We start from the raw sequence: 25,163 nt of genomic DNA, 5'->3' as shown, positions 1-25,163 counted from the left end.
TGTGGGTAATTATGAGGGTTATGTGGATAAATAAATTTGGAGGGAACGTAAATGAACGTGCTCATTCGCGAATCGGTCCAACACGATGGACCATCTGTATGCAAACTAATGATGGAACAAGGAAGCCCTGACGACCAACATCGTTTAGAGCACCGGTTTAAGCGATACTCCAACGATTCACACCATTACATTGCCGTTGCCGAAGAACAAGACGAATTAATTGGCTACGTGTGGGCGCAAGATTTTGGCGTGCATTTACGTACCGGTACGAAGCTATGCCGCCTCCAGGAATTGTACGTCCTTCCTGAACACAGATCAAAAGGCGCAGGACGGCAACTATTTAAAGGCGTTCTTCGTTGGTCGCACATACGCCACGCTACTTGGCTGCAATGGCATGCTTCTTTCAGTGCGACCGCCTTTTATGAAAAGCTCGGCTATGAACCTGTCCACCAAGAGGGACAAGGCTTTCCCTGCTATGAAATCGACTTTTCCACAAAGCAGCGCCCACATTCTCGCCATGCATGAATGTGGGCGACTACTCGTTCGTTATTTTGTACCAAACAGCCGATCGCCGGCATCGCCAAGCCCTGGCACAATGTAGCCTTTTTCATTTAGCTTTTCATCAAGCGCAGCTAAGTAAATATCAACATCTGGATGTTCCTTTTGTACATAAGCGACGCCTTCCGGAGCAGCTACAAGACAAATGAGACGCATGCTTTTTGCACCGCGCTTTTTCAAACTATTGATTGCTTCGACGACAGAGCCACCTGTTGCCAACATCGGATCAATGACAAGCAATTCCCGCTCTTCAACATCATTCGGTAACTTTACGTAATACTCATGGGGCTTTAGCGTTTCAGGATCACGATACAAGCCGACATGGCCGACACGGGCAGCAGGAATCATACGCAAAATCCCTTCTGACATGCCGATACCGGCGCGCAAAATCGGAACCAAACCTAATTTTTTCCCTGCCAGTTTTTTCACTTTAGCTGGCCCGACAGGTGTTTCGATTTCTGCAGCTTCCAAAGGCAAATCACGGGTCACTTCAAACGCCATTAAGGCCGCCACTTCATCAACGAGCTCGCGGAATTCTTTTGTACCTGTATGCTTGTCACGAATATAAGATAGCTTATGCTGAATCAGCGGGTGATCCAAAACATGCACTTTTCCCATCGCTTACACTCCTTTTCCTATATCGCCATTTTTCGACACACTCTGATTGATTTTACATGAAGACCCCTTTCTCCTTCAAGTGAAAGTTCAAAAACACACGATTTGCCGACAAACATTACAGACTGATAGAAAACGCTTGACAGACTAGGAGTGCAGGCGAGGGAAGATGCGAATAGAACGGGGGTTCATGAGGATATGACCGAGACAAACGACGACGTATGCGAGCGTTTGTCTACGGTCTGCAGCCTTCTTGTACAAGAAGGCTGCTAAAACTTACAAATTTGGGTACATCGGGAATGTTTTTGTCAATGCGGCAACACGAGAACGGACGCTGTTTAGCACTTCTTCATTGTCGATGTTTTTGAGCGTCAGTGCAATGAGTTCGCCAATTTCATCCATTTCGTTTTCCCCAAAGCCACGCGATGTAACAGCGGCGGTGCCAATTCGAATGCCACTCGTTACAAATGGTTTCTCAGGATCAAATGGAATTGCGTTTTTATTGGTTGTAATGCCGACAGCATCTAACGCTTTTTCAGCGACTTTGCCGGTTAATTGCAAGGAACGCAAATCAAGCAACAGCAAATGGTTATCCGTGCCAGCAGAAACGATGTCCACGCCTTCCGCTTGAAGCTTTTCGCCAAGGCGCTTTGCATTGGCAATGATTTGCTTGGCATACGTTTTAAATTCATCTGACAATGCTTCTCCAAAGGCAACCGCTTTTGCGGCAATCACGTGCATAAGCGGGCCGCCTTGAATGCCTGGAAAGATCGATTTATCGAGCTTTTTCCCAAATTCCTCTGCCGTCTCCTCATTGCACAAAATCATGCCGCCCCGTGGGCCACGTAACGTTTTATGAGTCGTGGTTGTGACAAAATGGGCGTATGGCACAGGGTTTTGATGGAGGCCTGCAGCGACAAGGCCAGCAATATGGGCCATGTCTACCATAAGATAAGCGCCAACTTCATCCGCAATTTCCCGGAATTTTTTAAAGTCGATTTCACGGGGGTAAGCACTTGCTCCAGCTACAATTAATTTAGGCTGGTGCGTCTTGGCTGCTTCTCTAACGGCTTCGTAATCGATGCGCTTGTCGTCTTCACGGACGCCGTATTCCACAAAACGGTATTGAATGCCACTAAAATTGACTGGGCTGCCGTGCGTTAAATGGCCACCATGGGACAAGTTCATGCCAAGCACCGTGTCTCCATGTTCGAGAATAGTAAAATAAACGCCCATGTTTGCTTGTGCGCCAGAATGCGGCTGAACATTAACATATGCGGCGCCAAAAAGTTGTTTCGCTCTGTCGCGCGCGACGTCTTCAGCAATATCAACATACTCGCAGCCACCATAATAACGGCGACCAGGATAGCCTTCTGCATATTTATTCGTCAAGACCGAGCCTTGCGCTTCCATAACCGCTTCGCTGACAAAGTTCTCTGAAGCAATCAATTCAATTTTGTCTCGTTGCCGGCCAAGTTCTTGGCGAATCGCTTCAAATACGGCTGGATCTTGCGTTTTTAAATGTTCCATCATACCCTGCCCCTCTCACAACATTCGTTTTTTAGTCTAATTGCTTTTCATTTTATCGTATATATCGCTAAAAGAATAGGTTTTTCCGGAAGATAATAAGCGATTTTTTTCTTTTATTCAGTTTCAACCGTTATCCCTTTCCATTAAAAAAGGACGTTGCAATCTGCGTTTCGTTGTTTGTACTGGCAGCGACGCTTCCTGACAACCGATCGCCGCAGCCTTGATAGCGCTAATCTTTAAGGGAATAGCGGGCCCGTTCTCCGCCAATTAATTTCGGCCTAGAATAGGCAAACGTTACGTGGGCGCTGCCTAATGAATTTGCTGAAACGCGCACAGGTACAGCGACCGGCTTTAAATGCATGCCGATGAATGTATCGCCAATGTCAATCCCAGCGTCGCAGTCAGCTTGTTCAACTAGAACAGGGTCTTGCATATGCTTATAGGCGTACGCAGCCATAGCACCGCCAGCCCGAGGTACAGGTACAGCCGCTACTTCTGTGAACCGGTGGGCATGGGCAATGGCACGCTCAACCACTAAAGCACGGTTTAAATGTTCACAGCATTGGAAAAGGAGATGAGCGCCTGTTTCTTTGCTAAAGTGAACGAAAGCGTCATATAGTTCAGCCGCAATCTTGTCTGAACCTTGTTTTCCGATCCGTCCGCCTCCCACTTCACTTGTCGATGCGCCAACAACAAAAAGTTTTCCCGCCAAAGGAGGCGCTTCCTTTGTAAACTCGTAAAGCAAATCGATCAAGGTTGTTTTTATTGCCGTCATAAGCCCGCCTTCTCTTCATAAGCAGCAATTTTGCCGATTCTCGTCTGGTGGCGTCCGCCTTCAAACGCTTCTCCGAGCCATGTTTGAACAATTTCAACAGCAAGCCCAGGGCCTATGACTCGCTCCCCTAATGCAATCATATTTGTATCGTTATGCTGTCTTGTCGCTTTTGCGCTAAATGTATCATGAACAAGGGCACAACGAATGCCTCTTACTTTATTGGCAGCAATTGACATGCCGATGCCTGTCCCACAAATTAAAATGCCGCGGTCAAACTCTCCTTGCGCCACTTTTTCTGCGACAGGAAGGGCATAATCTGGGTAATCGACAGAGCCTTCACAATCACAGCCAAAATCTTTATAGGAAAGCCCCATTTCCTCTAACATCGCTGTAATTTCTGCACGAAGCCTTGTTCCACCGTGGTCTGAAGCAATCGCAATCTTCATTGTTGGACACTCCTTTTGGTTTAAAAAAAGCGTCCTATATCGACGCTTTTACTAGGTTGATTCTATTGTAAACTTTTCAATCGTTGTCTTCAATTGCTTGGCTTGATTCGCTAAGTCAAAGGATAGCTTTGCCGCTTCTTCTAAAGCTTGGCTTTGTTCCTCTGTCATCGCGGCGACTTCCTCTGCTCCGGCAGATGTTTCTTCTGCAATCGCTGCCACTTCCTGTGTTTTTAATGAGCTTTCCTTGATCGATTGCTGCTGCTTGTCTGACAATGCCGACACTTCGCCAACTAATGCGGCCACCTTTTTCACAGACGCTTCCATCTTGGCAATTGCTGCAGTGGTCTGTTCGCTTTCCTCTCTCTGTTTTCGGGCAACCGCTGCTTGCACTTCAATATCGGCCACCGTCTGCTGCATTTCTTCTTGGATGGCAGCAATTAATTCCCCTATAGAAGCGACAGCGCGGGCACACTCATCTGCCAGGTTTCGCACTTCATTAGCAACTACGGCAAAGCCTTTGCCATGTTCGCCAGCCCTTGATGCCTCTATTGACGCATTTAAAGCAAGCAAATTCGTCTGTTTTGCGATCGAGCCAACGAAACTAGCGATTGTTTCCACTTCCGCCGCTTGCTGTTCTAAACGGCGAACAGACTGCAAAGACGCCTCTTGCTTTTTGGATAGCTCGCCCACTCCGTTCACGAGTGAATCTGTCCGTTTGCGGCTTTCTTCGAGAGTAGCAACCATCTCTTCCGCCTGGCCTTTTGAGGAGTCTGCTTTTGCTTTCATTTCTGTTGCCATACGCGTCGTATCTTCTAAGGAGGCTGCCGTTTCTTGAATCGCCTTTGCAGAGGCTTCAGCGCCACTGGCGATCTCTGCCATCGTCAAACCAATTTGCTCGCCTTGGCTCGAAGATCGCTCAGTAGCATCAGCGAGCTGTTTGACACGCTTATCGGTTTCGACAAAGTTCACCTCAATGTCCGAAGTCATTTGCTTTAAGCTGGCAAGCATGTCATTGCAAGCAATCCCTAAAGCCCGTAGCTCGTCATCCGATTTGGAAAGTTTTACAGATGTATTGACAGAACCAGCGGCTGCTTGTGTGACAGCCCGTTCCAATTCGCTTAAAGGTTTTGTAATAAAGGGGGCAAGCAAATAGCCAAAAATGGCGCTCCAAATGACACCGACAAATAACGTTAACGGTATCACCAACCGAGGGTCAATAGACATCGCCTGGGCGAGATAATCAGCCAGGAAATATAAAATAAACGCGCTGCAGGCAAATGTCACAACGGCTACTGCGCTGACTCCTACTACTAACTTTTTGCGAATGCTGAATTTATATGTTCTGCCGACACCGTTCCCTTCCACATCGTCACCCTCTATGCTTCGTTTTTTTCGATAAATTTTAATACGGCCGCTCTAATTTCCGCTGCGGTTTTTTCATACGTTTCTGTAGAGCCACCAAATGGATCGGAAATGTCACCTGTTCCGCCAGCAGCTTCTTTCAACGTTTGCACCTCTACATGTTCGTACATGCTTTCAAGCTGGGCTTTATGGCTTTGTGACATGACCAACACGATATCAGCCCAATCAATCAATTCTGCAGTTACTTGCTGCGCTTCATGCTTGTACAATAAGCCTTCCTTTTCAAGTACATATTGAGAGCCGCTCGAAAGACCGCTTCCTGCATGAGCAAAAAGGCCAGCAGAGCGTACTTCGTAGGCGTCTTTCCCTTCTTTTCTTAAAAACGCTTCCGCAAGCGGCGAGCGGCATGTATTCCCAGTGCATACAAACAATACACGTTTTTTCATTTTGTCGTTTTTCCTCCCAAAGTCGTTTGTTTTAGTCTACCATATCTGCTTTTGGGGGTTAAACGTGCCCAACCATTACGCTATGGAAACACCGTGACGGCCGTTCCCTTAGCATTAGAGGGGAAGCATAATCTTTAAGCCAAAGCCAATCAACACAAGGCCGCCTAGCAGCTCGCCATATGCACCTAAAAACTTTTGAAAATGAGAGCCAATGATCAAACCAAGCCATGACATCACCATGCTCATCGCCCCGATCATCCCGACTGTCAAATACATTTCCGTACCAAGAATGCCGAATGACAGTCCGGCAGAAAAGCTGTCAAGGCTGACACCGACCGCAAATAATAGCAAACCCCAACCAGCGGGTTTCATGCCTTCAGCTTCATGGTCAGAAAAGGCGTTTAGTACCATTTGTACGCCAATTACCAATAGTAAGCCCCCGCCAATATAAGTCGCAATGACATCAAAGTGGCCTGAAAGCCATTTTCCTACAGCCATTCCGGCGAGGGGCATGGCCACATGAAACAAACCAATTGTTAGGCCGATTCGAAAAATTTGTTTGCCTGACAACTTCAACATGCCCATACCGAGCGCCACAGAAAAGGCATCCATCCCTAAAGCTGCCGCCATTATACATATCGTCACAAACTCATGCATTGTTTATCCCCTCTTTCGCAAAAAACATGCTATTTGAACATATGCACGTCGGCGAAAATTTAGACAAGCCGAAAGCGGTTGTCTAAAAAGGAGCAGGAAAAAAGCCTGCCGCTTATAGCAACAGACTTTCATCGATTATTGTTCTGCTTCATCCGTCATGGCGCTCCAGCCATCCAAAACAGCGCCGAACTCCGTTGTCAAGTCTTCGAGTTCCTTTAATTTCGCTTTAACCGCTTTGTATGTAAGCACCATTTCTAATGTGCAGGAAAGGGCATAACCTTGTTCTTCTTCATGGAGGCTTGTTTCAAACCCATGTTGGCTCACTAGCCTCGCCGCTTTCTTCGCCATTCGTTTATTCTCCATTAAAAGCATGAATTCCACTTCCCGTGGCTTCTCCAAATCGCAGCCGGCATTTTTTAACTGTTGTAAAACGATGCCTTCCTCGTCGTTAGGGAAGTCAACAGGGACAGGCAATGCTGTCGAGTAAAAATAAAAGGCTCTGCTTTCGTCCTCAGACAGAAGTTCTTTTTCAAAACCATGGTCTTCCAAGATTTGAGCGATCGCGTCAGCATCGGGACGAGCCACATCATGAATATAGCCTACATCTTTCAAACCGCTTAAATGAAAATAGCGCTGCCACTCTTCAAGCCAATCTGAAAATGACTCGATGGCTGCAATCGCTTCAGGAAACGGCTTCAAAACCACAACGCTCTCGAGCTCTGCATCTGTTTCGTTATAAAAAAACGAAATCATATCTAGAATCTCTTGTAATTCGCCTCGCCCGTCAAACTCTCTTCGTTCATGGGCAAATACGTCATCGGATATAATATAATAAGGAACGTCCCATTCCTCACGGGCAAGCTTTACTTGTATCGTCCCGTATATTACGTCTGTTTCTTTCTCTACAAACGTAGAGTAGTTCATCTTTGCCTCAAACCTTGCCATCTTTCCCCTCCGTACTCACGCTTTTCCTGATCATACCATAAGCGGTAGTCAGTAAACAGTCTATTTAGCCGACAAAGGCATATCAACACATAAACGCTACACCCTTTTGCCGCCTGCCGCTTTTTCGAGCCTGTTCATAATCGCACGGCCGACTCCCTCAGTAGGAACAGTTTTCACATAAATGACGTCTGCTCCTTGCTCATCAAATTCGCGAAGAACGCCATACAAAATATGGGCGATATGCTCAAGCGACTCGCCTCGGCGAACAATATCCGCTTTATAATCGGCCGTTCCCGTCGTTGCGAACACAGCGACTTTTCGCCCTTCTTTTCTCGCTTCCGCCACTAAATGATGGATTGTGTCGTCACTGTCGACGAGCGTTACTTCTGCATTTGGTGCATAATGGGTATATTTCATCCCCGGCGATTTTGGAGCACTATGTGTCGTTCCCAAAGCCGGGTCAATGTCGATCTTGCCGATGACCGCTTCAATTTCTTCAACAGACACGCCGCCTGGTCGGTAAAGCATGGGTGTCGGTTTCGATACATCCAGAACAGTTGACTCAAGGCCAATGCCCGTCGCTCCGCCATCGACGATTCCGTCAATTTTGCCGTCTAAATCGGCGATTACATGTGCCGCCGTTGTCGGTGAAGGACGGCCAGACACATTGGCGCTCGGAGCTGCAACGGGCAGCCCACATTCCTGTAACAACTTTAAAGCAACGGGATGGGAAGGCATGCGAACACCGACAGTTGATAGTCCGGCTGTTACATTTTCAGCAATGGCTTCTTTGGCCTCTAAAATCAATGTTAACGCTCCTGGCCAAAAAGCTGCCATGAGTTTGCTGGCGTTTGCCGGAATCGATTTGACCAGCTTGTCCAACTGGCTGTTGTCGCCAATATGGACAATCAGTGGATTATCGCTAGGGCGCCCTTTTGCTGCGAATATTTGTGCGACCGCCTCGTATGAGAGGGCATTGGCGCCAAGCCCATAGACCGTTTCGGTTGGGAAAGCAATCAGCTTATTTTGTTTTATCCACATAGCTGCTTCTTGAATCATCTCGGTTTGTTCGCCTGAATCATGTCCTTTATCCACAATCCATCGTTTCGTCTGTTTATAATTCACTCGTGTTCGCCTTCCTCTCGCTTTTCCATCCACATTAATCAAATCGAAAAAATCCTTTAATGTCAATGGTTATCCCTTATAGTCTCATTTATCAAAACAGAATGCCAGCCGTCGAAAACAGGTTACCCACACCTGTGGATAACCTGTTCATAAGTTAATAGAGCGCTATTTTTGTTTTCTTTGACTCAACTATTCACAATCATTATCCACAAATCCACAGTTAGGAAGAAAAAGGCGAACAACCATAAGCCCAGATGGAAACGCCATCCTGTTCCACTACCGTTTGATAGTGCTCGATTTCTTTTATTTCATTTGGGATAGCATCGGTTTCTTGACGTTTAAAGCCGAGCAGTTCAAATAATGTGGCGTTGCCTTGACTGGCAGCAAACACGGTTTCTACTCCTTCTGTTTGCGCATAGGCTAGCGCCATTTGGATAAATTCAACCAACGCACTTGAACTCATTTTTGCGCTGTCCATGACCATTGTCCGGAGCAAACCGTAGATGTTGGCTTTTTCCAGGCCTACTGTTGCAATCAATTCGCCTGCGTCATTTTCTACGACAATCAATGGGTCTTCTAACGTTACTGGTTGTTTTGTTTGCATCCGGGCAAATAATGCCTGAACAGCCAGCAGGTCTGTTTCTTCCATTTTTCGAACGGTAAAAGCCATCTCCGCCCCCTCCTTTTACTTCATCCTATGAGAGGGCTTGTACAAATATGCCTATTAGGCAAATAACCGATCCCAAATCGATTCAAACCATTCTACAAAGAAAAATGATGTTTCCACTTCGGCAGTTTCCTCGGTGCCGCTGTCTTGTTCGCTATTGCTACCTTCTGCTGCTGTATTGGTCGCTTCGCCGTTATCCATGTCTAAAAAGCATAATGGCGGAAACAGCACACACCACCAATTTTCGCCTTGGCCTTTCCCTAACGTAATAAGGACGGCATGGTACAGTCCAGCAGGGTATACCATGTTTCCGTACAGCTTCGTTGGAAAGGCAACCTCTTTATCAAACGCAACGGAATAGTCTTGGTCGATGCCTTTTGCTGCTAGCTGCTCTGCTACGATCGCTTCAAGCTCAGGAACACGTAAAGCAATTTCAGCGACAGCTTCCTCCATCGTTGCCATTTCCCCGATCCATTCCCCGATAGCGGCATTTACTTCGTCACGAATTTCCCGTTTTAGTGCTTGATCGGCAATCGAGTCGCTATTGGCTAATATCCGTAAGCGGATAGCATCATCCGCTGAAACTTGTCCATGATAGGCGCCTTCCGCCTGTGCGTTCTGTGCTTCCCAACTCATTAAACCTACAAATAAAGAGATTAATAGATACATAATAGCTCTTGGTTTCATTGATTGCACCGTCCTTTCCTTACCAAGGTTGGTCAGGAAAGGACCGTTTTAAACACAAAATCATTCGACAAAAACAGAAGATCGCTAATCGACATTATGACCTTGCCGTCCCAGATTGCCAGAAACAAACACAATCCGGTCTTTCCCGTTTATGTCATAGACAATGTTTATGTCAGCAAAGGGAAACGCGGCAGCAAACAACGCTTGAACGGCTTCGCCTTGGCCAGCGCCAATTTCGACTGCGATTAATGAGCGCGGATGGATGCAAGTGGGTACTTCTTCCGCCAGCCGTCGATAAAACAATAGCCCATCTTCTTCGGCAAACAGTGCCATTTCCGGTTCGAACTCACGCACATGGACCGCAAGGCTGTCCCGATCACGATAAGGAATGTAGGGCGGATTGGACACAATGACATCAAACACCGCTCCTGCTACTGGCGCTAGTAAATCGCCTTTGGCAAACGTTATGTCGGCACCGAATTGCTCGGCATTTTCCCGGGCAACGTCTAGCGCTTTCTCGGAAATATCAGTCGCGGTTACATGGCAATCGGGTCGCTCTAGCTTTAACGTGAGTGCAATCGCCCCACTGCCCGTGCCGACATCAAGGATGGCTTGGGGGCCAGGCTTTAATTTATTAAGTACGAGCGCGACAAGTTCTTCTGTTTCTGGGCGGGGAATAAGGACGTTGCCATTAACGAGAAACGTCCGCCCATAAAATTGTTCGTAGCCGATTACGTGCTGGACAGGAACCCCTGAAGCAATGACGGCCACATCTTGTTTAAATGCTTGCCAAACTGATTCTGGAAGGGGGTCTCTTAAGCTTGCCAATAGCTTGGCCCGTTCCATTTTCCCATGGTGCCGCAACAGCCATTCCCCTGCTGTAGGTTCAACTCCGTTTTCCTGCAAAAAAGACGAAGCCCAACGAAGAGCTTCGTGAATCGTAATCGCCATTATTCCTCTGCCTTTTTCATTGCTTCTGATTGCTCGGCAACTACAAGAGCATCAATGATTTCATCAAGCTTGCCTTGCAAAATTTGCTCAAGTTTCTGCAGCGTTAAACCGATGCGGTGGTCCGTTACACGGCTTTGGGGAAAATTATACGTACGGATTCGCTCTGAGCGGTCGCCTGTACCGACGGCAAGTTTGCGGGACTCAGCGTATTCTGCTTGCGCTTCTTGTTGAACTTTGTCAAAAATGCGGGCGCGGAGGACTTTCATCGCTTTTTCTTTGTTTTTAATTTGCGATTTTTCATCTTGGCATGAAACAACTGTATTTGTCGGCAAATGGGTTAACCGAACGGCGGACATTGTCGTATTGACACTTTGCCCTCCTGGACCGCTCGATGCAAATGTATCAACGCGGATATCTTTTTCGTGAATGTCAATTTCCACTTCTTCTGCTTCTGGAAGCACGGCCACCGTCGCCGTCGATGTATGGATGCGGCCGCCTGATTCTGTTTGCGGCACCCGCTGTACGCGGTGCGCGCCATTTTCGTATTTAAGCTTTGAATAAGCGCCGCTGCCATTGACCATAAAGATAATTTCTTTGTAGCCGCCAAGCTCAGTCGCGTGGGCTTCAATGACTTCTGTTTTCCAGCCCTGCATTTCTGCATAGCGGTGGTACATTTTGTAAAGATCAGCCGCAAAAAGCTGTGCCTCATCGCCACCTGCAGCACCGCGAATTTCGACGATTACGTTTTTGTCATCATTCGGGTCTTTTGGCAACAATAAAATTTTCAGGCGTTCTTCCAATTCGGCCTTTCGCTCGCTCAGCTCATCCAGCTCTTCTTTTACCATTTGATACATGTCATCATCGAGCTTTTCTTCGAGCATCGCTTTTGCATCTGCCAATTGTTCTGTGACTTGTTTATATTCTCGGTACGTTTGTACAGTTTCTTCTATTTGTGCTTGTTCTTTTGAGTATTCTCTTAATTTTGTTGCATTGCTAATCACATTTGGATCGCTTAATTGCTCGTTTAAGTACTCATAACGATCTTCTACTGCTTGCAATCGTTCTAACACGACGTCACCTCATTCTTCATTGCGGCACTCCTTCCCCATTATAGTATACGCCTTCATTAACGGTCAATCTAGCTAAGGGACAACGCGGTTTGTTCATTCCGTTTGCGGGAATACTATTTGTACTTTGTCCAAAAGGCCGTTTTCATTAAAACCATGCATAGAAAAGGCGGGATTCATGTGAAGTATATGATCATCGGCGGCGATGCAGCTGGAATGAGCGCAGCCATGCAGCTCGTTCGTAAAGATGCACAGGCCGATATTACTGTATTGGAAAAAGGCGAACATTATTCGTACGCCCAGTGTGGCTTGCCCTACTGGATCGGCGGCGAAATTGAATCAGATCGCAAACTTATCGCCCGTGATGCCGATACGTATCGCCTGAAACACGGTATCGATGCCCGCATTAACCATGAGGTAAAGGCGGTTGATACGAAACAAAAAACGGTTTCCGGGGATGGTTTTTGCCTTCCTTACGACAAACTGTTAATTGCCTCAGGTGCGAGCCCTTTCATTCCAGACTGGGAAAACCGCGATTTAAAAGGAATTTATACGTTAAAAACCATTCCAGATGCTAAAAAAATAATTGCTGCCCTCGGTACGGAAAAGAAAACCGTAACCGTAATCGGCGGCGGTTCGATTGGGCTGGAAGTGGCTGAAAATCTCGCTAAAGCGAACCACCATGTGAGGATTTTGGAACGGGCCAAGCGGCTAGCGATGAATTTTGATAAGGAAATGGCGGATTATATTCATGAGAAAGCCATTGATGAAGGAATAGAGCTTGAGTTGAACCACGAAATCATTGGCTTTAGCGGCAACAAAGACGGCCATGTCACTGGCATCCGCACCAACTTGACTGAATGTCCCACTGACATCGTCATTGTCGCTGTCGGCGTTCGCCCAAATACCGACTTTTTGCGAGACACCGATGTTCACCTCAACAACAACGGCGCCATTCGTGTAAACCGCTATATGGAAACAAACGTGCCTGACGTTTATGCAGCAGGCGATTGTGCAACGCAGTACCACCGTCTGATCAACAAAGACATGTATTACCCTCTTGGTACGCATGCCAATAAGCAAGGGCGGATCGCCGGCCTGACCATGTGCGGGAACCCCCGCGTTTTCATGGGAATTGTCGGCACGCAAATTTACCAGTTTTTTGACTTAGCGCTCGCACGTACTGGTTTGTCTTCCCGTGAAATCGAGGAAATCGGCTATCCTTACAAATGTGTGCAAGCCAAGCTTCCCCATGTTGCTGGCTACTATCCAACAAACGAAACGCTCCATATACGCCTTCAGTTCCATGCAGAAACAGGCGTCGTCCTAGGCGGCCAGTTCATCGGGACAAAAGGCGTCGACAAACGCTGCGATGTCCTTGCGACCGCATTGTACCATGGCATGACAATGCAAGATCTCGAAGAACTTGATTTAGGCTATTCCCCTCCTTTTAACAGTGTATGGGACCCGTTGCAACAAACAGCTAGGCGCCGGCCATAAAAAAATCACGCTAATAGAAAACGCTTGTCAGCCGAGGAGGATGCGAGCGTTTTGCTACAGCCTGAAAAGCGCAAAGCCAATGGCTTTGCGCTCCTTTTTAACGGACATGGACTTGATAGCGAGGGATTTCTGCCTCAAATGCACGTTTGAGTTTCTCCATCCTCTTGCTCGTCTGTTCTTTGCTCCAGGATGGTGGCGGGTACGCTTTTACGTAAACATCGCCGCCGTTGACAATCGCGGCGCCAGAACGGAATCCTTGGCTCTCAACGATGCCTTCCACTTGCGCAGCATCGTCGGCGAGCGTACGGTGAGGCACACTTGCGTCTCGATAGCTTGTGCCAATATTCGTTAGGCGCGGATCATACGTTTCATGTTTCATATGCTCAAAATTAAGTGGTCCTGGACCAAAAGCACCTTGTCCGTAATGTTTGTCATGCTGGATGTGCTGTGAGCTAAAATTGGCGTTTGAACATCCAGCGAGCAGAAGAGCGATTGCGATCCCTGCTGTTGCCGACTTCATCCGTCTCCCCCTTTGTGCAGCTTCTAAAAAAAAGCGTGCATCACTAGGGTCCCACGCCCACAAAAAGACATTCATTTTTTAGGACGATTTTCATCTTGCTCAACTAGGGCGTGATTACACATTCAAAGGCGGGTGTTGATGGCATTTGCGACAAACTGGATAGTACGTTTCGTTGCCGCCAATTTGAATTTGTTCTCCATCATAAATCGGCTTGCCTTGCTCGTCTACACGCAAATTCATGATTGCTTTTTTATGGCAAAACCAGCAAATCGTTTTCATTTCTTCAATTTTATCTGCATACAGAAGCATGTATTTGCTTCCTTCAAATAACTCGTTGCGAAAATCATTTTTTAAGCCAAAACCCATTACCGGAATGTCTAATGTATCGACAATATTGGCCAGTTGGAGGACATGCGCTTTTGTTAGAAACTGCACTTCATCGATTAATACACAGTACGGCTTTTGTGGGCAGCTTTCAACATAGTCAAAAATATTTGTGTCATCGAATACTGGCACCGCCCGGCGACGAAGGCCGACACGGCTGGACACATAGCCGACTTCATCCCGTGTATCCATTCCTGATGTAAAAATCAAAACTGGCTTTTTTTGTTCCTCGTAATTGTTGGCCACTTTTAAAATCTCAATCGACTTTCCGCTGTTCATTGCGCCATACTTAAAAAAAAGCTGTGCCATAAGCCCCTCCATAAAAAAACAGGCAAGAGACTCTTGCCTGATGATCACGCGTTTTTCTTATTAAAGATTGTATTTCTTTTTGAAGCGATCGACACGGCCACCTGCGTCGGCAAGTTTTTGCTTGCCTGTATAGAATGGGTGCGAATCCGAAGAAATTTCGACTTTAATCAATGGATACGTATTGCCGTCTTCCCATTCGATCGTTTCGCTAGAACCGCGAGTCGAACCAGTCAAAAATTTAAAGCCCGTGCTTGTATCCATAAATACAACTTTTTGGTAAGTTGGATGGATTTCTGGTTTCATGATTTCATCTCCTTTTGCCCTGAATCTCTTCGAAACAGAGTTCTCACATAATCGAAATTATATCAAGTCAACAGACCGTTTGCAACCTAAAGTTTGTCCAAGTCAATTCCGCTTTTTTCCTGCCATTTCCGATTCCATTGCCTCAAAGAATTCAATATTTGTTTTTGTTTCTTTAACGCGGCGGATGAACTGGTCTGTAAAATCAGCAGACTCATTCATTGTTTTACGAATCGTCCATAATTTGTCTAACTGCGACTTCGGCATTAACAGCTCTTCTTTCCGTGTTCCTGAACGGCGGATGTCAATTGCCGGGAAGATGCGGCGTTCAGCTAGGCGGCGGTCAAGATGCAGTTCCATATTGCCTGTCCCTTTAAACTCTTCATAAATCACATCGTCCATCCGTGAACCCGTTTCAACAAGGGCAGTCGCTAATATCGTCAGGCTGCCGCCTTCCTCAATGTTGCGCGCTGCACCAAAGAAACGCTTCGGACGGTGAAACGCGGCAGGGTCAATGCCGCCTGAGAGTGTGCGACCACTCGGTGGGATGACAAGGTTATAGGCCCGTGCCAACCGAGTAATCGAGTCCATAAGAATGACCACATCTTTTTTATGTTCGACTAAGCGCATTGCCCGTTCAAGGACAAGCTCTGCTACTTTAATATGGTTTTCTGGGACTTCATCAAACGTTGAACTGACCACTTCACCATCAATGGAGCGTTCCATATCGGTTACTTCTTCTGGGCGTTCATCAATTAGCAATACGATTAATTCCACATGGGGATGCTTTTCGGCAATGCTATTTGCGACTTCTTTCATTAGAGAGGTTTTGCCTGCTTTTGGCGGGGCGACAATTAAGCCACGTTGGCCAAATCCGACTGGCGAAACCATATCAATAATGCGTGAAGAAATTCGTCCCGGCTTTGACTCAAGGTCAATTTTTTGTTCAGGATAAAGAGGTGTGAGCGCAGGGAAGTGGGGACGTTCACGGGATGTCTCTGGGGCTTCTCCATTGACCGCCTCAACATGGAGCAAGCCATGGTAGCGCTCATTGTCCTTTGGAGGTCTGACCTTCCCAGAAACTTTGTCGCCATTACGCAAGTCAAACCGGCGGATTTGCGAAGCAGAAATATAAATGTCTTCTGTGCTCGGCAAATAATTGATTGGGCGCAAGAAACCAAAACCTTCGCTTTGGATAATTTCAAGGACACCTTCCATAAACAAAAGCCCATCTTGTTCTGCTTGCCCTTTTAAAATAGCAAAAATCAATTCTCGTTTTGTTAGTTTGCTGTAATAAGAGACTTTAAACGCTTTTGCGTGTTCATATAATTCTTTCAATGTCATGCTCTCTAAATCAGCAATGTTTAAGCTCATATAAGGCCACCACACTTTTTTGTAAATAAAATAAGGCAGAAAGCGCCCGCCTATAATGCTGTTTTTTTGTATTCCACTACGATTGGATAAACATAAGGAAGGTCTATGGAGAGTACATCTTAAACAAGAAGGGATAAAGGCTTGCTAAATCCTATTTTAACCATAGTTGCTGAAAATAATCAATCAAAAAAGGGAAGAATCGCGCCCTTCCCTTTTATAATGTTAGCGAATGACGAGTTTCGGCTTCTTTTTCATGCTATGCGTGCCATCAACGAAGCGTACAGTTCCTGATTTTGCTCGCATGACTAACGACTGTGTAATCGCTTTTGTCCCTTTGTAGCGCACGCCTGTCAGCAATTCACCGTCTGTTACACCAGTTGCCGCAAATATGCAATCATCGCCGCTCACCAAGTCTTCCATGCGGAACAGCTTGCTCGTATCCTCAATGCCCATTTGTTTGCAGCGCTCAAGTTCTATATCCGATTGGGGCAAGAGCCTTCCTTGAAAATCACCGCCAAGGCATTTCAACCCTGCCGCTGCAAGGACACCTTCAGGGGCGCCGCCAGAACCCATTAGCAAATCGACGCCTGTATCGTCAAAACCGGTATTAACTGCAGCCGCCACATCTCCGTCAGGCAACAATTTGATGCGGGCCCCTGCTTCGCGCACTTCATGAATAAGCTTTTCGTGGCGCTTGCGGTTTAAAATGACAACGACAAGGTCTTCTACGTCTTTGTTCTTAGCTTTGGCCACCGCTTTTAAATTATCGATTACCGGGGCATCGATATCGACATTCCCAACAGCCTCTGGCCCTACTGCAAGCTTATCCATATACATATCAGGCGCATGAAGCAAATGGCCATGGTCAGCGACAGCAAGAACGGCCAGTGCGTTCCATTGCCCGTATGCGACAATGTTTGTCCCTTCTAAAGGATCGACGGCCACGTCCACACGTGGACCATAGCCATTGCCGAGCTTTTCGCCAATATAAAGCATCGGCGCCTCATCCATTTCCCCTTCCCCAATTACGACTGTTCCTTTCATGGGGATCGTGTCAAACACATCGCGCATCGCTTCCGTAGCCGCACGGTCAGCTTCTTCCTTATTGCCAAGGCCCATCCAACGACCAGAAGCTAGCGCTGCTGCTTCAGTTACTCGGACAAGCTCCATTGATAAACTACGTTCCACTCTATCTCCCCCCGCATTTTGAGCAAAAATCGTTATGATTGCTTGACTTGCTCAAGCTCTTCCTCTGTCAGCTCTTCCCGCCATACTTTAGCGCCTAGTCTAGTCAACTTCGTTTCGAGATGTTCATAACCTCGGTCAATATGCTCAAGGCCTGATACTTCGGTAATGCCTTCAGCCATTAATCCGGCAATGACTAATGCCGCTCCGGCGCGCAAGTCGCTTGCCTTGACTTTCGCCCCTTGCAAAGGCGACTTGCCATTCACAATCGAAGAACGCCCTTCTACTTTAACGCTTGCCCCCATGCGTCTTAGCTCATCGACATGCTTAAAACGGGCATCGTAAATGGTATCTGTTACAATGCTTGTGCCTTCTGCGCTCGTTAACAAGCTTGTAAATGGCTGCTGCAAATCAGTCGGAAAGCCTGGATATACAAGTGTTTTTATATCAACACCTTTTTTGGCGTCCAAGCCACTAATGATCAACTGGTCATCGTACTCTTCGACCGTCGTTCCCATTTCCCGCAATTTGGCCGTAACAGACTCAAGATGTGTCGGGATTACATTGTCAATGTGGACACGCCGGCCCATAGCCGCCGCCATAATCATGTACGTACCTGCTTCAATCCGGTCAGGGATAATCGAGTGGCGGCATCCTTGCAAATGATCGACACCGTCAATTCGAATCACATTTGTCCCTGCCCCTTTTATTTTTGCTCCCATACTCGTAAGCAGCGTCGCCACATCAATAATCTCTGGTTCCTTTGCCGCGTTCTCAATGATCGTTCGGCCCTTCGCCCGAACGGCAGCAAGCATGATGTTAATCGTCGCCCCTACGCTGACGACGTCCAAATAAATTTTTGCGCCTCGAAGCTCATCAGCACGCAAATAAATCGCGCCTTGCTCATTCGTTACTTGTGCGCCAAGCGCCTCAAATCCTTTAATATGCTGGTCAATTGGCCTTGGGCCTAAATTGCAACCGCCAGGTAAGCCAATAACTGCTTTTTTGAATTTGCCGAGCATCGCGCCCATTAAGTAATACGAAGCCCGCAGCTTTTTTACTCTGCCATTAGGAAGCGGCATCGCTACCATCTTTTCCGGATGTATGGTCATTGTTTGATTGCCTAAATCAACGTCCCCACCAATTTCGCGAAGAAGCTCTGCCAACAAGTCTACATCTGAAATGGCTGGTAAGTTATCAATGACAACAGCGCTGTCTGCCAATATCGCCGCAGGTATAAGGGCGACAGCGCTGTTTTTAGCGCCGCTGATCGACACCGTGCCTTCTAATGTATGGCCGCCTTCAATCAAAAGCTTTTGCATTGCAATCCCTTCCTTTTTTACTGGATCAAACGCACACATCTTTATCCAGTATAGCCAGAGTCCGCTAAAAAAGTACGAGTTTCCTTATTTTTCGACATTCTGTTTGTTCCAATCTGCTAGAAATTTTTCAATCCCTTTGTCTGTAAGGGGATGCCCTGTCAACTGTTTAATGACGTTCAATGGAATAGTCGCAATATGGGCCCCACGTTTTGCAGCTTCGCTCACATGGACAGGGTGGCGAACAGATGCGGCAATAATTTGCGTTGGCAGCCCGTGAGTTGAAAAGATATCGGCAATATCAGAGATTAACTGCAATCCATCATGGCCGATGTCGTCTAGACGCCCTAAAAATGGCGAAACGTATGTAGCGCCAGCACGGGCAGCAAGCAAAGCTTGTGGCACTGAAAAAATCAACGTTACATTCGTTTTAATGCCTAGTTCAGCAAACGCTTTAACCGCCTTCAAGCCGTCCACTGTCATTGGTACTTTAACCGTAATATTTTCGGAAATGGCGGCAAGCGTTTTCCCTTCTTCAATCATGCCTTCCGCATCCAAGGAGATCACTTCTGCGCTAACGCTTCCTGGAACGAGCTTAGCAATTTCGGCAATGCGTTCATGGAAATCAACGCCTTCCTTTGCGACGAGCGAAGGGTTAGTCGTTACTCCATCTAAAATACCAAGTTCATTTGCTTCCTTAATTTCATTTATATTTGCTGTATCTACGAAGAATTTCATCTTGGTAAAGCCTCCTTATTAAAAACGATCATACTCTTTTTATGTGCTAAGTAGTGGATGATTTGGCTAGGTCATAATAAAAAAACGGTTACAATCAAAAATGAGAATAAAAGCAGTCCCTGCGACTGCTTTTATTCGGATTGTTACGCTTTGTTCGAAGAACCGAATTCTCTCATCTTGCCAATGACAGTTGCTTTAATGGCGTCCCTAGCTGGGCCAAGGTATTTACGCGGATCATACAGTTCCGGTTTGGCGTCAAGCGTTTCCCGGACTGCCTTGGCAGAAGCAATTTGGTTTTCTGTGTTAACGTTGATTTTGGCGTGGCCAAACTCAATCGCTTTTTGAATGTCTTTTGTTGGAATGCCTGTGCCGCCGTGAAGGACAAGAGGAATGCCAACAAGGCTGTCAATTTTCTTCATATGGTCAAATCCAAGATTTGGTTCGCCTTTGTAAGGGCCGTGGACAGAGCCAAGTGCAGGCGCGAAGCAATCTACGCCTGTTGCTTCAACAAGCTCTTTACACTCTTCTGGAATTGCATAAGCAGCTTCTGCATCGTCGACAACCAAGTCGTCTTCCTGACCGCCAATTCGGCCAAGTTCTGCTTCAACTGATACGCCAAGGGCGTGGGCAACGTCGACTACTTTTTTCGTAAGGGCAATATTTTCTTCCAATGGGTAATGAGAACCATCGATCATGACAGACGTAAAGCCAGCATAGATCGCTTCCACGCATTTTTCAAAGCTTGAACCGTGGTCAAGGTGAATAGCAACAGGCACTGTTACGTTGTATTCTTCCATTAAATTCTTTGCCAATCCAACGACGGTTTTAAAACCGCCCATGTAACGAGCGGCCCCTTCAGATACACCAAGAATGACTGGTGATTTTTCCTCTTCTGCCGCCTGCAAAATCGCTTGCGTAAATTCTAGGTTGTTCACATTAAACTGCCCGACCGCATACTTTTCTGCTTTTGCTTTGTTCAGCATTTCTTTCATAGATACTAAAGGCATGGTTGTCCTCCTTAAATTCGTCTGCATAGGGGTGGTCGATCATATAAAGCAATCTCTTTCTAAGCTAACCTCTTCCGGAAGAAGTTATGTATTCCGGCCAATAAAAACGGGCCAAAATCAAGCCCACGCCTATGCCGCAATCCTTAGGTCGCCTCCATTATAGCATAAGTTCTTTAAAATTGACTTAAGAAAGAAATGGATTTTAAAAGTAAGCGATACCAATATATACGTTCCTAGGCTTGGAGATTGTCCCGAATCGTTGCCCGGACTTCTTGAATGTCAAATGGTTTAGCCATGTAGCTCACCGCGCCATGATCCATCGCTTCGTTTACTAAATTTAGTTCGCCATATGCTGTCATCATAATGACTTTAATCCCTGGTTGCCTTTCTTTTAGTTTCTTTAAAATTTCAATGCCATCCATTCCTGGAATTTTCATGTCTAACAAGACAATGTCGATTTCCTCTTCCTCCTGGATCGCCAATGCTTCTTTCCCGCTCGCAGCTTGAAACAATTCGTAACCGTCTTTTTGCAATACTTCTGTCAGTAACACGCGTATCCCGAATTGATCATCAACTATAAGCACTTTATGACTCATACTGTGCCCCCTTCATTGGTTTCTGAGGATTCTTCTTTTTTGTTATTGATTCGCGTTATTTCGCGCTTTTTCCTCTAATTTATTTGCAATCTGCGAAATTGGTCAATAAAATGAAAACAAAAGCGCGAAAAACGTATGCTCTAACTTAGGAGGCCATTCATGCTGAAAATATTCTCCACACAGCTATTCGGCTTAATCAAATCAATCAATGAAACGCAAGAGGAGCACCTTGAAGACGCCGGGCGCCTGCTTGCACAAGCCATTATCGCACAGGGGAACGTTTATATAAAGGGGTTCGCGGAAATGGAAGCGATCGAATTGGCTGCTTTTACAGGTTATGAAACAATGCCTAGGGCTGCCCCTTTCCCTAAAGACGGCACGCTGTCTGGACAAGATCGGTGCCTGCTGTTTGCGCCAAGCCTCGACCACGAGGGCGTGCAAGCAGCTCTCAAAGCCTGCGAACAAGCTGGAATAGCAGCTGTTGTCGTTTCTTCACGACACGCCTCCAGCACAGCAAGCCTTGCTCCGCCTCATTTGTTTCTAGATACTGGCGTTAAAGGGGGGCTCGTCCCTGATGAAACGGGAAACCGTATTGGTCATCCAGGGGTCATTGCCGGCCTTTACGTGTACCAAGGGATCAAGTTTGTTATCCATGACATTCTTGAAGAATACCGCTGATTCACGCAGTTCCATAAAAAAGAGGATTGGCCATGTGGCCAATCCTCCTATTGTAGACAAACGCTCTCGTATATGTCAGCCATTTCTTCGATCATTCCCATTCTCACTCTCCATCTAACAACGATCAATTAGACGACTAAGCTTGTGCTGCAAGTGAGTTACGAACAAATTCACGGAAGAGCGGTTGCGGACGAGTTGGACGGGAAACAAATTCTGGATGGAATTGGCTCGCCACAAAGAACGGATGGTCCGTCACCTCGATCACTTCTACTAAACGTCCGTCAGGGCTTGTCCCTGAAAAGACAAAACCTGCTTTCTCCATTTGTTCCCGGTATTCATTGTTAAATTCATAGCGATGGCGGTGGCGTTCGTAGACGACTTCTTCGCCATACGCTGCACGAGCTGCAGTACCTTCTTGGAGTTTGCAAGGGTACAGCCCTAAACGAAGTGTTCCACCCAAGTCTTCAACGTCTTTTTGCTCTGGCAGCAAATCGATGATTGGGTAAGGCGTTTGTGGATTTAATTCAGCAGAGTTGGCCCCTTCCAAACCGAGGACCGTACGCGCAAACTCTACAGAAGCAAGCTGCATGCCAAGGCAAATGCCGAGAAACGGAACTTTATTTTCCCGGGCATAACGAATAGCAGTAATTTTCCCTTCTATGCCGCGATCACCGAATCCACCTGGCACAAGAATGCCGTCTGCTTTGTTTAATAGCTCATCGACATTTTCATCATTCACTTGCTCCGCATACACCCAATCAATGTCAATATCGGCATCGACATGATAGCCTGCATGGCGCAATGCCTCGGCAACAGACAAGTAGGCATCTTGAAGCTCAACGTATTTTCCGACAATCGCAATCCGTACTTTTTTAGAAAGGTTGCTCACCCGGTTAACAAGTTCTTTCCACTCCGTCATGTTTGCTTCAGGGCAGTTTAGCTGCAAATGGTCGCATACAATTTGGTCAAGGTTTTGCGCTTGCAAATCAAGGGGTACTTGATAAAGCGTGTCAGCATCCCATGCTTCGATGACAGCTTCCTTTTTGATGTCGCAAAATAACGCAATTTTGTCCTTCATATCTTGCGGCACTTTCCGCTCTGTACGTACGACAATGACATTCGGTTGAATCCCAAGAGAACGCAATTCTTTAACCGAATGCTGCGTCGGTTTTGACTTCATTTCCCCCGCTGCTTTCAAGTAAGGAATCAACGTACAATGCAAATACAAAACATTTTCCATACCGACATCGCTTTTAATTTGGCGAATCGCTTCTAAGAAAGGCAGACTTTCAATATCGCCAACGGTCCCGCCTATTTCGGTAATTACAACGTCCGCCCCTGTTTCCCGTCCTGCCCGGAAAACACGCTCTTTTATTTCATTGGTAACATGGGGAATAACTTGAACCGTTCCGCCAAGATAATCGCCACGGCGTTCTTTTTTCAAAACAGTCGAATACACGCGCCCTGTTGTAATGTTTGAATTCTGGCTTAAATTAATATCAATAAAACGCTCGTAATGGCCTAGATCGAGGTCCGTCTCGGCACCGTCGTCTGTAACAAACACTTCTCCGTGCTGGTAAGGGCTCATCGTCCCAGGGTCGACGTTAATGTATGGGTCAAATTTCTGGATGGTCACTTTTAAGCCGCGGTTTTTCAAAAGCCGGCCAAGTGATGCTGCCGTAATCCCTTTTCCAAGTGATGATACGACTCCGCCTGTCACAAATATATACTTCGCTGCCATATTGACTCCTCCTTTGAATTTGTCAGGGGATGCTTACGATGTCTGCTCTTCTGCCGCCTTTTAGCAAGCAAATACTAACCACTTAGAAGATGCAACATTTCGTTTTGCTTTATCATAAAAAAAACAAAAGCGGCACCTCACCCAGCATGGCTGGGGCGCCCCTTTTGTTTGTATTCATGTTCATTATCTACGCTCATGTGAAGCCCAAAAATGATTTTACCGAGAACCGATCAAGAAGTCAAGTTCTACTATTAATCTTCCTCATCAAGCGCTTGGCCGTCTTCCTCGTCAAATCCTGGCAGCGCATCATCTTTATCGTCATAGTCATCCCGTTCGCCATCTTGGTCCTCTTCATCAGCCAACTCGTCCAGTTCATCTTCCAAGTCTTCAAACTCATCCTCTTCAAGCTCGTCGACAAGGTCATACTCTTCCTCCCCGTCGTCATCGCCTGATTTGCGACGTTTGGCTGGTTTAGCAGAGTGTGTGATTTCCTCTTCCGCTTGTTCATGAGGATACCAAGAGCGCAAACCCCACGTGTTGTCGCCAAGCGTTAAAAAGCGCCCGTCCAGGTTTAAATCTGTATATAAGAATGAAATCCGCTCATCCATTTCTGTTTCTGACATTCCTTTTAGCTTAGCGACTTCTTCAAGCAGATCATAAAAGTTAAAAGGCTGCCGCTTGTTTGCCATTACAATAAAGGCGGCTTCTACCATTGACATTTCGTTCAACTCTTCTTTTGTCAAGGATTGCAAATCCACCAAAGTCTACACGTCCTTTCCACATTTACCCAATTTAATCACGCTACTTTTATTGTAAGCCATTCGTAGTTAAAATCATACGTCCCATTATAAACATATTTCCCTGTTAATGCTAGCGCCAATCTTATGGATAGGAGAAGAATAGAGCAAATCGAGCAGAACAGAATGAACGAGTAAAAGCCGCCACGTCTATGATGGCGGCTTTTACCTGTAGACAAACACTCGCTTACGTCTTACGTCGTGCGCTACCGCTTAACGAGATAAGCGCCGAGAAGTTGCTTAATTTGCTGATTTGTATAGGCTTCAATCGATTGGCCTTTTTGCACAGCCCAGCGCCTGAACGTCCACATCTGCCCCATTACTAAAATGTTATGGGAAAGTTGGCGGCTTTCATTTTCGGAAATGGCAAGTTCGCCTTCGCTAACGCATTCAGCTATGAGCTCCGTCATGATTTCGACCATTTCCAGCTCTTTTTTTAGTACGTAAGGCAATGTTTCTTTTGGCAACGACTTTGTTTCTTGATACATCACAAGCACTTCTTCTTGCATGTCATCAACGACGGCAAAATAAGCGCGGATTGCCGTAATTAAACGTTCTAGCGCCGTTCCAGTTGTATGAAGTTGCGTGCGGACGCGTTCTGTCACTTCATCATAAATGGCATCACACACAAGGTAAAGAACATCTTCCTTCGTGCCGATGTATTCATACAACGTGCCGATGCTAAAGCCCGACTCCTTGGCGATTTCCCTTGTCGTTGTCCGGTGAAACCCTTTTGCGATAAAGAGACGGACAGCGCCTTTAATAATTTGCTCGCGTCTTTTTTTAATTAACTGCTGGTCTTTTACCATTGATGGCACAAATTTTTTCGACATATTTAACCTACTCCCCGGTGCATACTCGTCTTCCTCCTATCATACCATCTG

The 25,163-nt window shown here is 46.4% G+C and carries 28 protein-coding genes; 3 read left to right on the top strand and 25 right to left on the bottom strand.

The features are described from left to right. Nucleotides 1-51: 51 nt before the first annotated feature. Nucleotides 52-525, top strand: coding sequence for a GNAT family N-acetyltransferase (locus tag BC8716_RS07965; RefSeq protein ID WP_094424674.1), 474 nt, complete (start codon nt 52-54; stop codon nt 523-525). 21 nt (nt 526-546) lie between these two features. Here the strand turns inward: BC8716_RS07965 and upp are convergent, their stop codons facing one another. The 13 genes from upp to prfA form a co-directional block, all read right to left on the bottom strand. Then, nucleotides 547-1,176, bottom strand: a complete 630-nt coding sequence (gene upp / locus BC8716_RS07960) for a uracil phosphoribosyltransferase (protein WP_011248696.1) — start codon at nt 1,174-1,176, stop codon at nt 547-549. 273 nt (nt 1,177-1,449) lie between these two features. Continuing rightward, on the bottom strand, nt 1,450-2,703 hold the full coding sequence (gene glyA / locus BC8716_RS07955; protein WP_157730526.1) for a serine hydroxymethyltransferase: 1,254 nt from the start codon (nt 2,701-2,703) through the stop codon (nt 1,450-1,452). A gap of 229 nt (nt 2,704-2,932) precedes the next feature. After that, nucleotides 2,933-3,478 carry a TIGR01440 family protein gene (locus BC8716_RS07950; protein ID WP_094424670.1) on the bottom strand — a complete coding sequence of 182 codons (546 nt, stop codon included), beginning with the start codon at nt 3,476-3,478 and terminating at the stop codon, nt 2,933-2,935. Next, nucleotides 3,475-3,924, bottom strand: a complete 450-nt coding sequence (rpiB, locus tag BC8716_RS07945; RefSeq protein WP_094424668.1) for a ribose 5-phosphate isomerase B — start codon at nt 3,922-3,924, stop codon at nt 3,475-3,477. Before rpiB ends, BC8716_RS07950 begins: the two co-directional genes overlap by 4 nt. Before the next feature lie 51 nt (nt 3,925-3,975). Beyond that, on the bottom strand, nt 3,976-5,289 hold the full coding sequence (locus BC8716_RS07940; protein ID WP_094424666.1) for a methyl-accepting chemotaxis protein: 1,314 nt from the start codon (nt 5,287-5,289) through the stop codon (nt 3,976-3,978). Nucleotides 5,290-5,300: 11 nt separating this feature from the next. After that, complete coding sequence (locus BC8716_RS07935; protein ID WP_094424664.1) at nt 5,301-5,732, bottom strand: low molecular weight protein arginine phosphatase; 432 nt, start codon at nt 5,730-5,732, stop codon at nt 5,301-5,303. Nucleotides 5,733-5,846: 114 nt separating this feature from the next. Continuing rightward, entirely contained in the window at nt 5,847-6,389 is a 543-nt protein-coding gene (locus BC8716_RS07930) for a manganese efflux pump MntP (protein WP_094424662.1), read from the bottom strand. 135 nt (nt 6,390-6,524) lie between these two features. After that, entirely contained in the window at nt 6,525-7,334 is an 810-nt protein-coding gene (locus tag BC8716_RS07925; protein ID WP_094424660.1) for a ribonuclease E inhibitor RraB, read from the bottom strand. A gap of 96 nt (nt 7,335-7,430) precedes the next feature. Continuing rightward, nucleotides 7,431-8,459 (bottom strand): L-threonylcarbamoyladenylate synthase, encoded by a 1,029-nt coding sequence (locus BC8716_RS07920; RefSeq protein WP_094429199.1) that lies wholly within the window; start codon nt 8,457-8,459, stop codon nt 7,431-7,433. 220 nt (nt 8,460-8,679) lie between these two features. After that, nucleotides 8,680-9,129, bottom strand: a complete 450-nt coding sequence (locus tag BC8716_RS07915) for a hypothetical protein (protein ID WP_094424658.1) — start codon at nt 9,127-9,129, stop codon at nt 8,680-8,682. A gap of 54 nt (nt 9,130-9,183) precedes the next feature. After that, nucleotides 9,184-9,813: a stage II sporulation protein R gene (spoIIR, locus tag BC8716_RS07910; RefSeq protein WP_094424656.1), complete on the bottom strand. Its 630-nt coding sequence runs from the start codon at nt 9,811-9,813 to the stop codon at nt 9,184-9,186. Between the two features lie 84 nt (nt 9,814-9,897). After that, complete coding sequence (gene prmC, locus BC8716_RS07905; protein WP_094424654.1) at nt 9,898-10,764, bottom strand: peptide chain release factor N(5)-glutamine methyltransferase; 867 nt, start codon at nt 10,762-10,764, stop codon at nt 9,898-9,900. Continuing rightward, nucleotides 10,764-11,834 (bottom strand): peptide chain release factor 1, encoded by a 1,071-nt coding sequence (gene prfA, locus BC8716_RS07900; protein WP_094424652.1) that lies wholly within the window; start codon nt 11,832-11,834, stop codon nt 10,764-10,766. Before prfA ends, prmC begins: the two co-directional genes overlap by 1 nt. 177 nt (nt 11,835-12,011) lie before the next feature. Here prfA and BC8716_RS07895 point away from each other — a divergent pair, with 177 nt between their 5' ends. Then, nucleotides 12,012-13,331 carry an FAD-dependent oxidoreductase gene (locus BC8716_RS07895; protein ID WP_094429198.1) on the top strand — a complete coding sequence of 440 codons (1,320 nt, stop codon included), beginning with the start codon at nt 12,012-12,014 and terminating at the stop codon, nt 13,329-13,331. Nucleotides 13,332-13,428: 97 nt separating this feature from the next. On the opposite strand, the gene BC8716_RS07890 is transcribed toward BC8716_RS07895, so the two are convergent. The 9 genes from BC8716_RS07890 to BC8716_RS07850 all read right to left on the bottom strand — a co-directional run bounded on the left by BC8716_RS07890 (nt 13,429) and on the right by BC8716_RS07850 (nt 21,063). Further along, nucleotides 13,429-13,851: a hypothetical protein gene (locus tag BC8716_RS07890; protein WP_094424650.1), complete on the bottom strand. Its 423-nt coding sequence runs from the start codon at nt 13,849-13,851 to the stop codon at nt 13,429-13,431. Between the two features lie 114 nt (nt 13,852-13,965). After that, nucleotides 13,966-14,544: a thymidine kinase gene (locus tag BC8716_RS07885; RefSeq protein WP_062745001.1), complete on the bottom strand. Its 579-nt coding sequence runs from the start codon at nt 14,542-14,544 to the stop codon at nt 13,966-13,968. 60 nt (nt 14,545-14,604) lie between these two features. After that, entirely contained in the window at nt 14,605-14,847 is a 243-nt protein-coding gene (locus BC8716_RS07880; protein ID WP_011248712.1) for a type B 50S ribosomal protein L31, read from the bottom strand. A gap of 102 nt (nt 14,848-14,949) precedes the next feature. Next, entirely contained in the window at nt 14,950-16,218 is a 1,269-nt protein-coding gene (gene rho, locus BC8716_RS07875) for a transcription termination factor Rho (RefSeq protein ID WP_011248713.1), read from the bottom strand. A gap of 222 nt (nt 16,219-16,440) precedes the next feature. Continuing rightward, a complete protein-coding gene (glpX, locus tag BC8716_RS07870; RefSeq protein ID WP_094424648.1) occupies nt 16,441-17,406 on the bottom strand; it encodes a class II fructose-bisphosphatase in 966 nt (321 codons plus the stop codon). Between the two features lie 32 nt (nt 17,407-17,438). Further along, the gene (gene murA / locus BC8716_RS07865; RefSeq protein ID WP_094424646.1) at nt 17,439-18,725 is read right to left on the bottom strand and encodes a UDP-N-acetylglucosamine 1-carboxyvinyltransferase; all 1,287 of its coding nucleotides are present in this window, start codon (nt 18,723-18,725) and stop codon (nt 17,439-17,441) included. Nucleotides 18,726-18,809: 84 nt separating this feature from the next. Further along, a complete protein-coding gene (fsa, locus tag BC8716_RS07860; protein WP_094424644.1) occupies nt 18,810-19,460 on the bottom strand; it encodes a fructose-6-phosphate aldolase in 651 nt (216 codons plus the stop codon). Between the two features lie 143 nt (nt 19,461-19,603). Then, nucleotides 19,604-20,467, bottom strand: coding sequence for a class II fructose-1,6-bisphosphate aldolase (gene fba, locus BC8716_RS07855; protein WP_094424642.1), 864 nt, complete (start codon nt 20,465-20,467; stop codon nt 19,604-19,606). A 233-nt stretch (nt 20,468-20,700) separates the two neighbouring features. Continuing rightward, a complete protein-coding gene (locus tag BC8716_RS07850) occupies nt 20,701-21,063 on the bottom strand; it encodes a response regulator (protein ID WP_094424640.1) in 363 nt (120 codons plus the stop codon). A gap of 159 nt (nt 21,064-21,222) precedes the next feature. Here BC8716_RS07850 and BC8716_RS07845 point away from each other — a divergent pair, with 159 nt between their 5' ends. Continuing rightward, a complete protein-coding gene (locus BC8716_RS07845) occupies nt 21,223-21,741 on the top strand; it encodes a DUF2529 domain-containing protein (RefSeq protein ID WP_094424638.1) in 519 nt (172 codons plus the stop codon). Between the two features lie 136 nt (nt 21,742-21,877). Here BC8716_RS07845 and pyrG read toward each other — a convergent pair whose 3' ends face one another. From pyrG to BC8716_RS07830, 3 genes are all read right to left on the bottom strand, one after another. Continuing rightward, nucleotides 21,878-23,482 (bottom strand): CTP synthase, encoded by a 1,605-nt coding sequence (gene pyrG / locus BC8716_RS07840; protein WP_094424636.1) that lies wholly within the window; start codon nt 23,480-23,482, stop codon nt 21,878-21,880. Nucleotides 23,483-23,733: 251 nt separating this feature from the next. Next, the gene (rpoE, locus tag BC8716_RS07835) at nt 23,734-24,240 is read right to left on the bottom strand and encodes a DNA-directed RNA polymerase subunit delta (RefSeq protein WP_094429197.1); all 507 of its coding nucleotides are present in this window, start codon (nt 24,238-24,240) and stop codon (nt 23,734-23,736) included. Nucleotides 24,241-24,485: 245 nt separating this feature from the next. After that, nucleotides 24,486-25,112, bottom strand: coding sequence for a TetR/AcrR family transcriptional regulator (locus BC8716_RS07830; protein WP_094424634.1), 627 nt, complete (start codon nt 25,110-25,112; stop codon nt 24,486-24,488). Nucleotides 25,113-25,163: the final 51 nt, after the last annotated feature.

Source organism: Shouchella clausii, from assembly GCF_002250115.1.
GTDB classification, from domain to species: Bacteria; Bacillota; Bacilli; order Bacillales; family Bacillaceae_D; genus Shouchella; species Shouchella clausii.
Note: the sequence above shows the minus strand (reverse complement) of the source record. Positions and strands in the feature narration are given on the sequence as shown.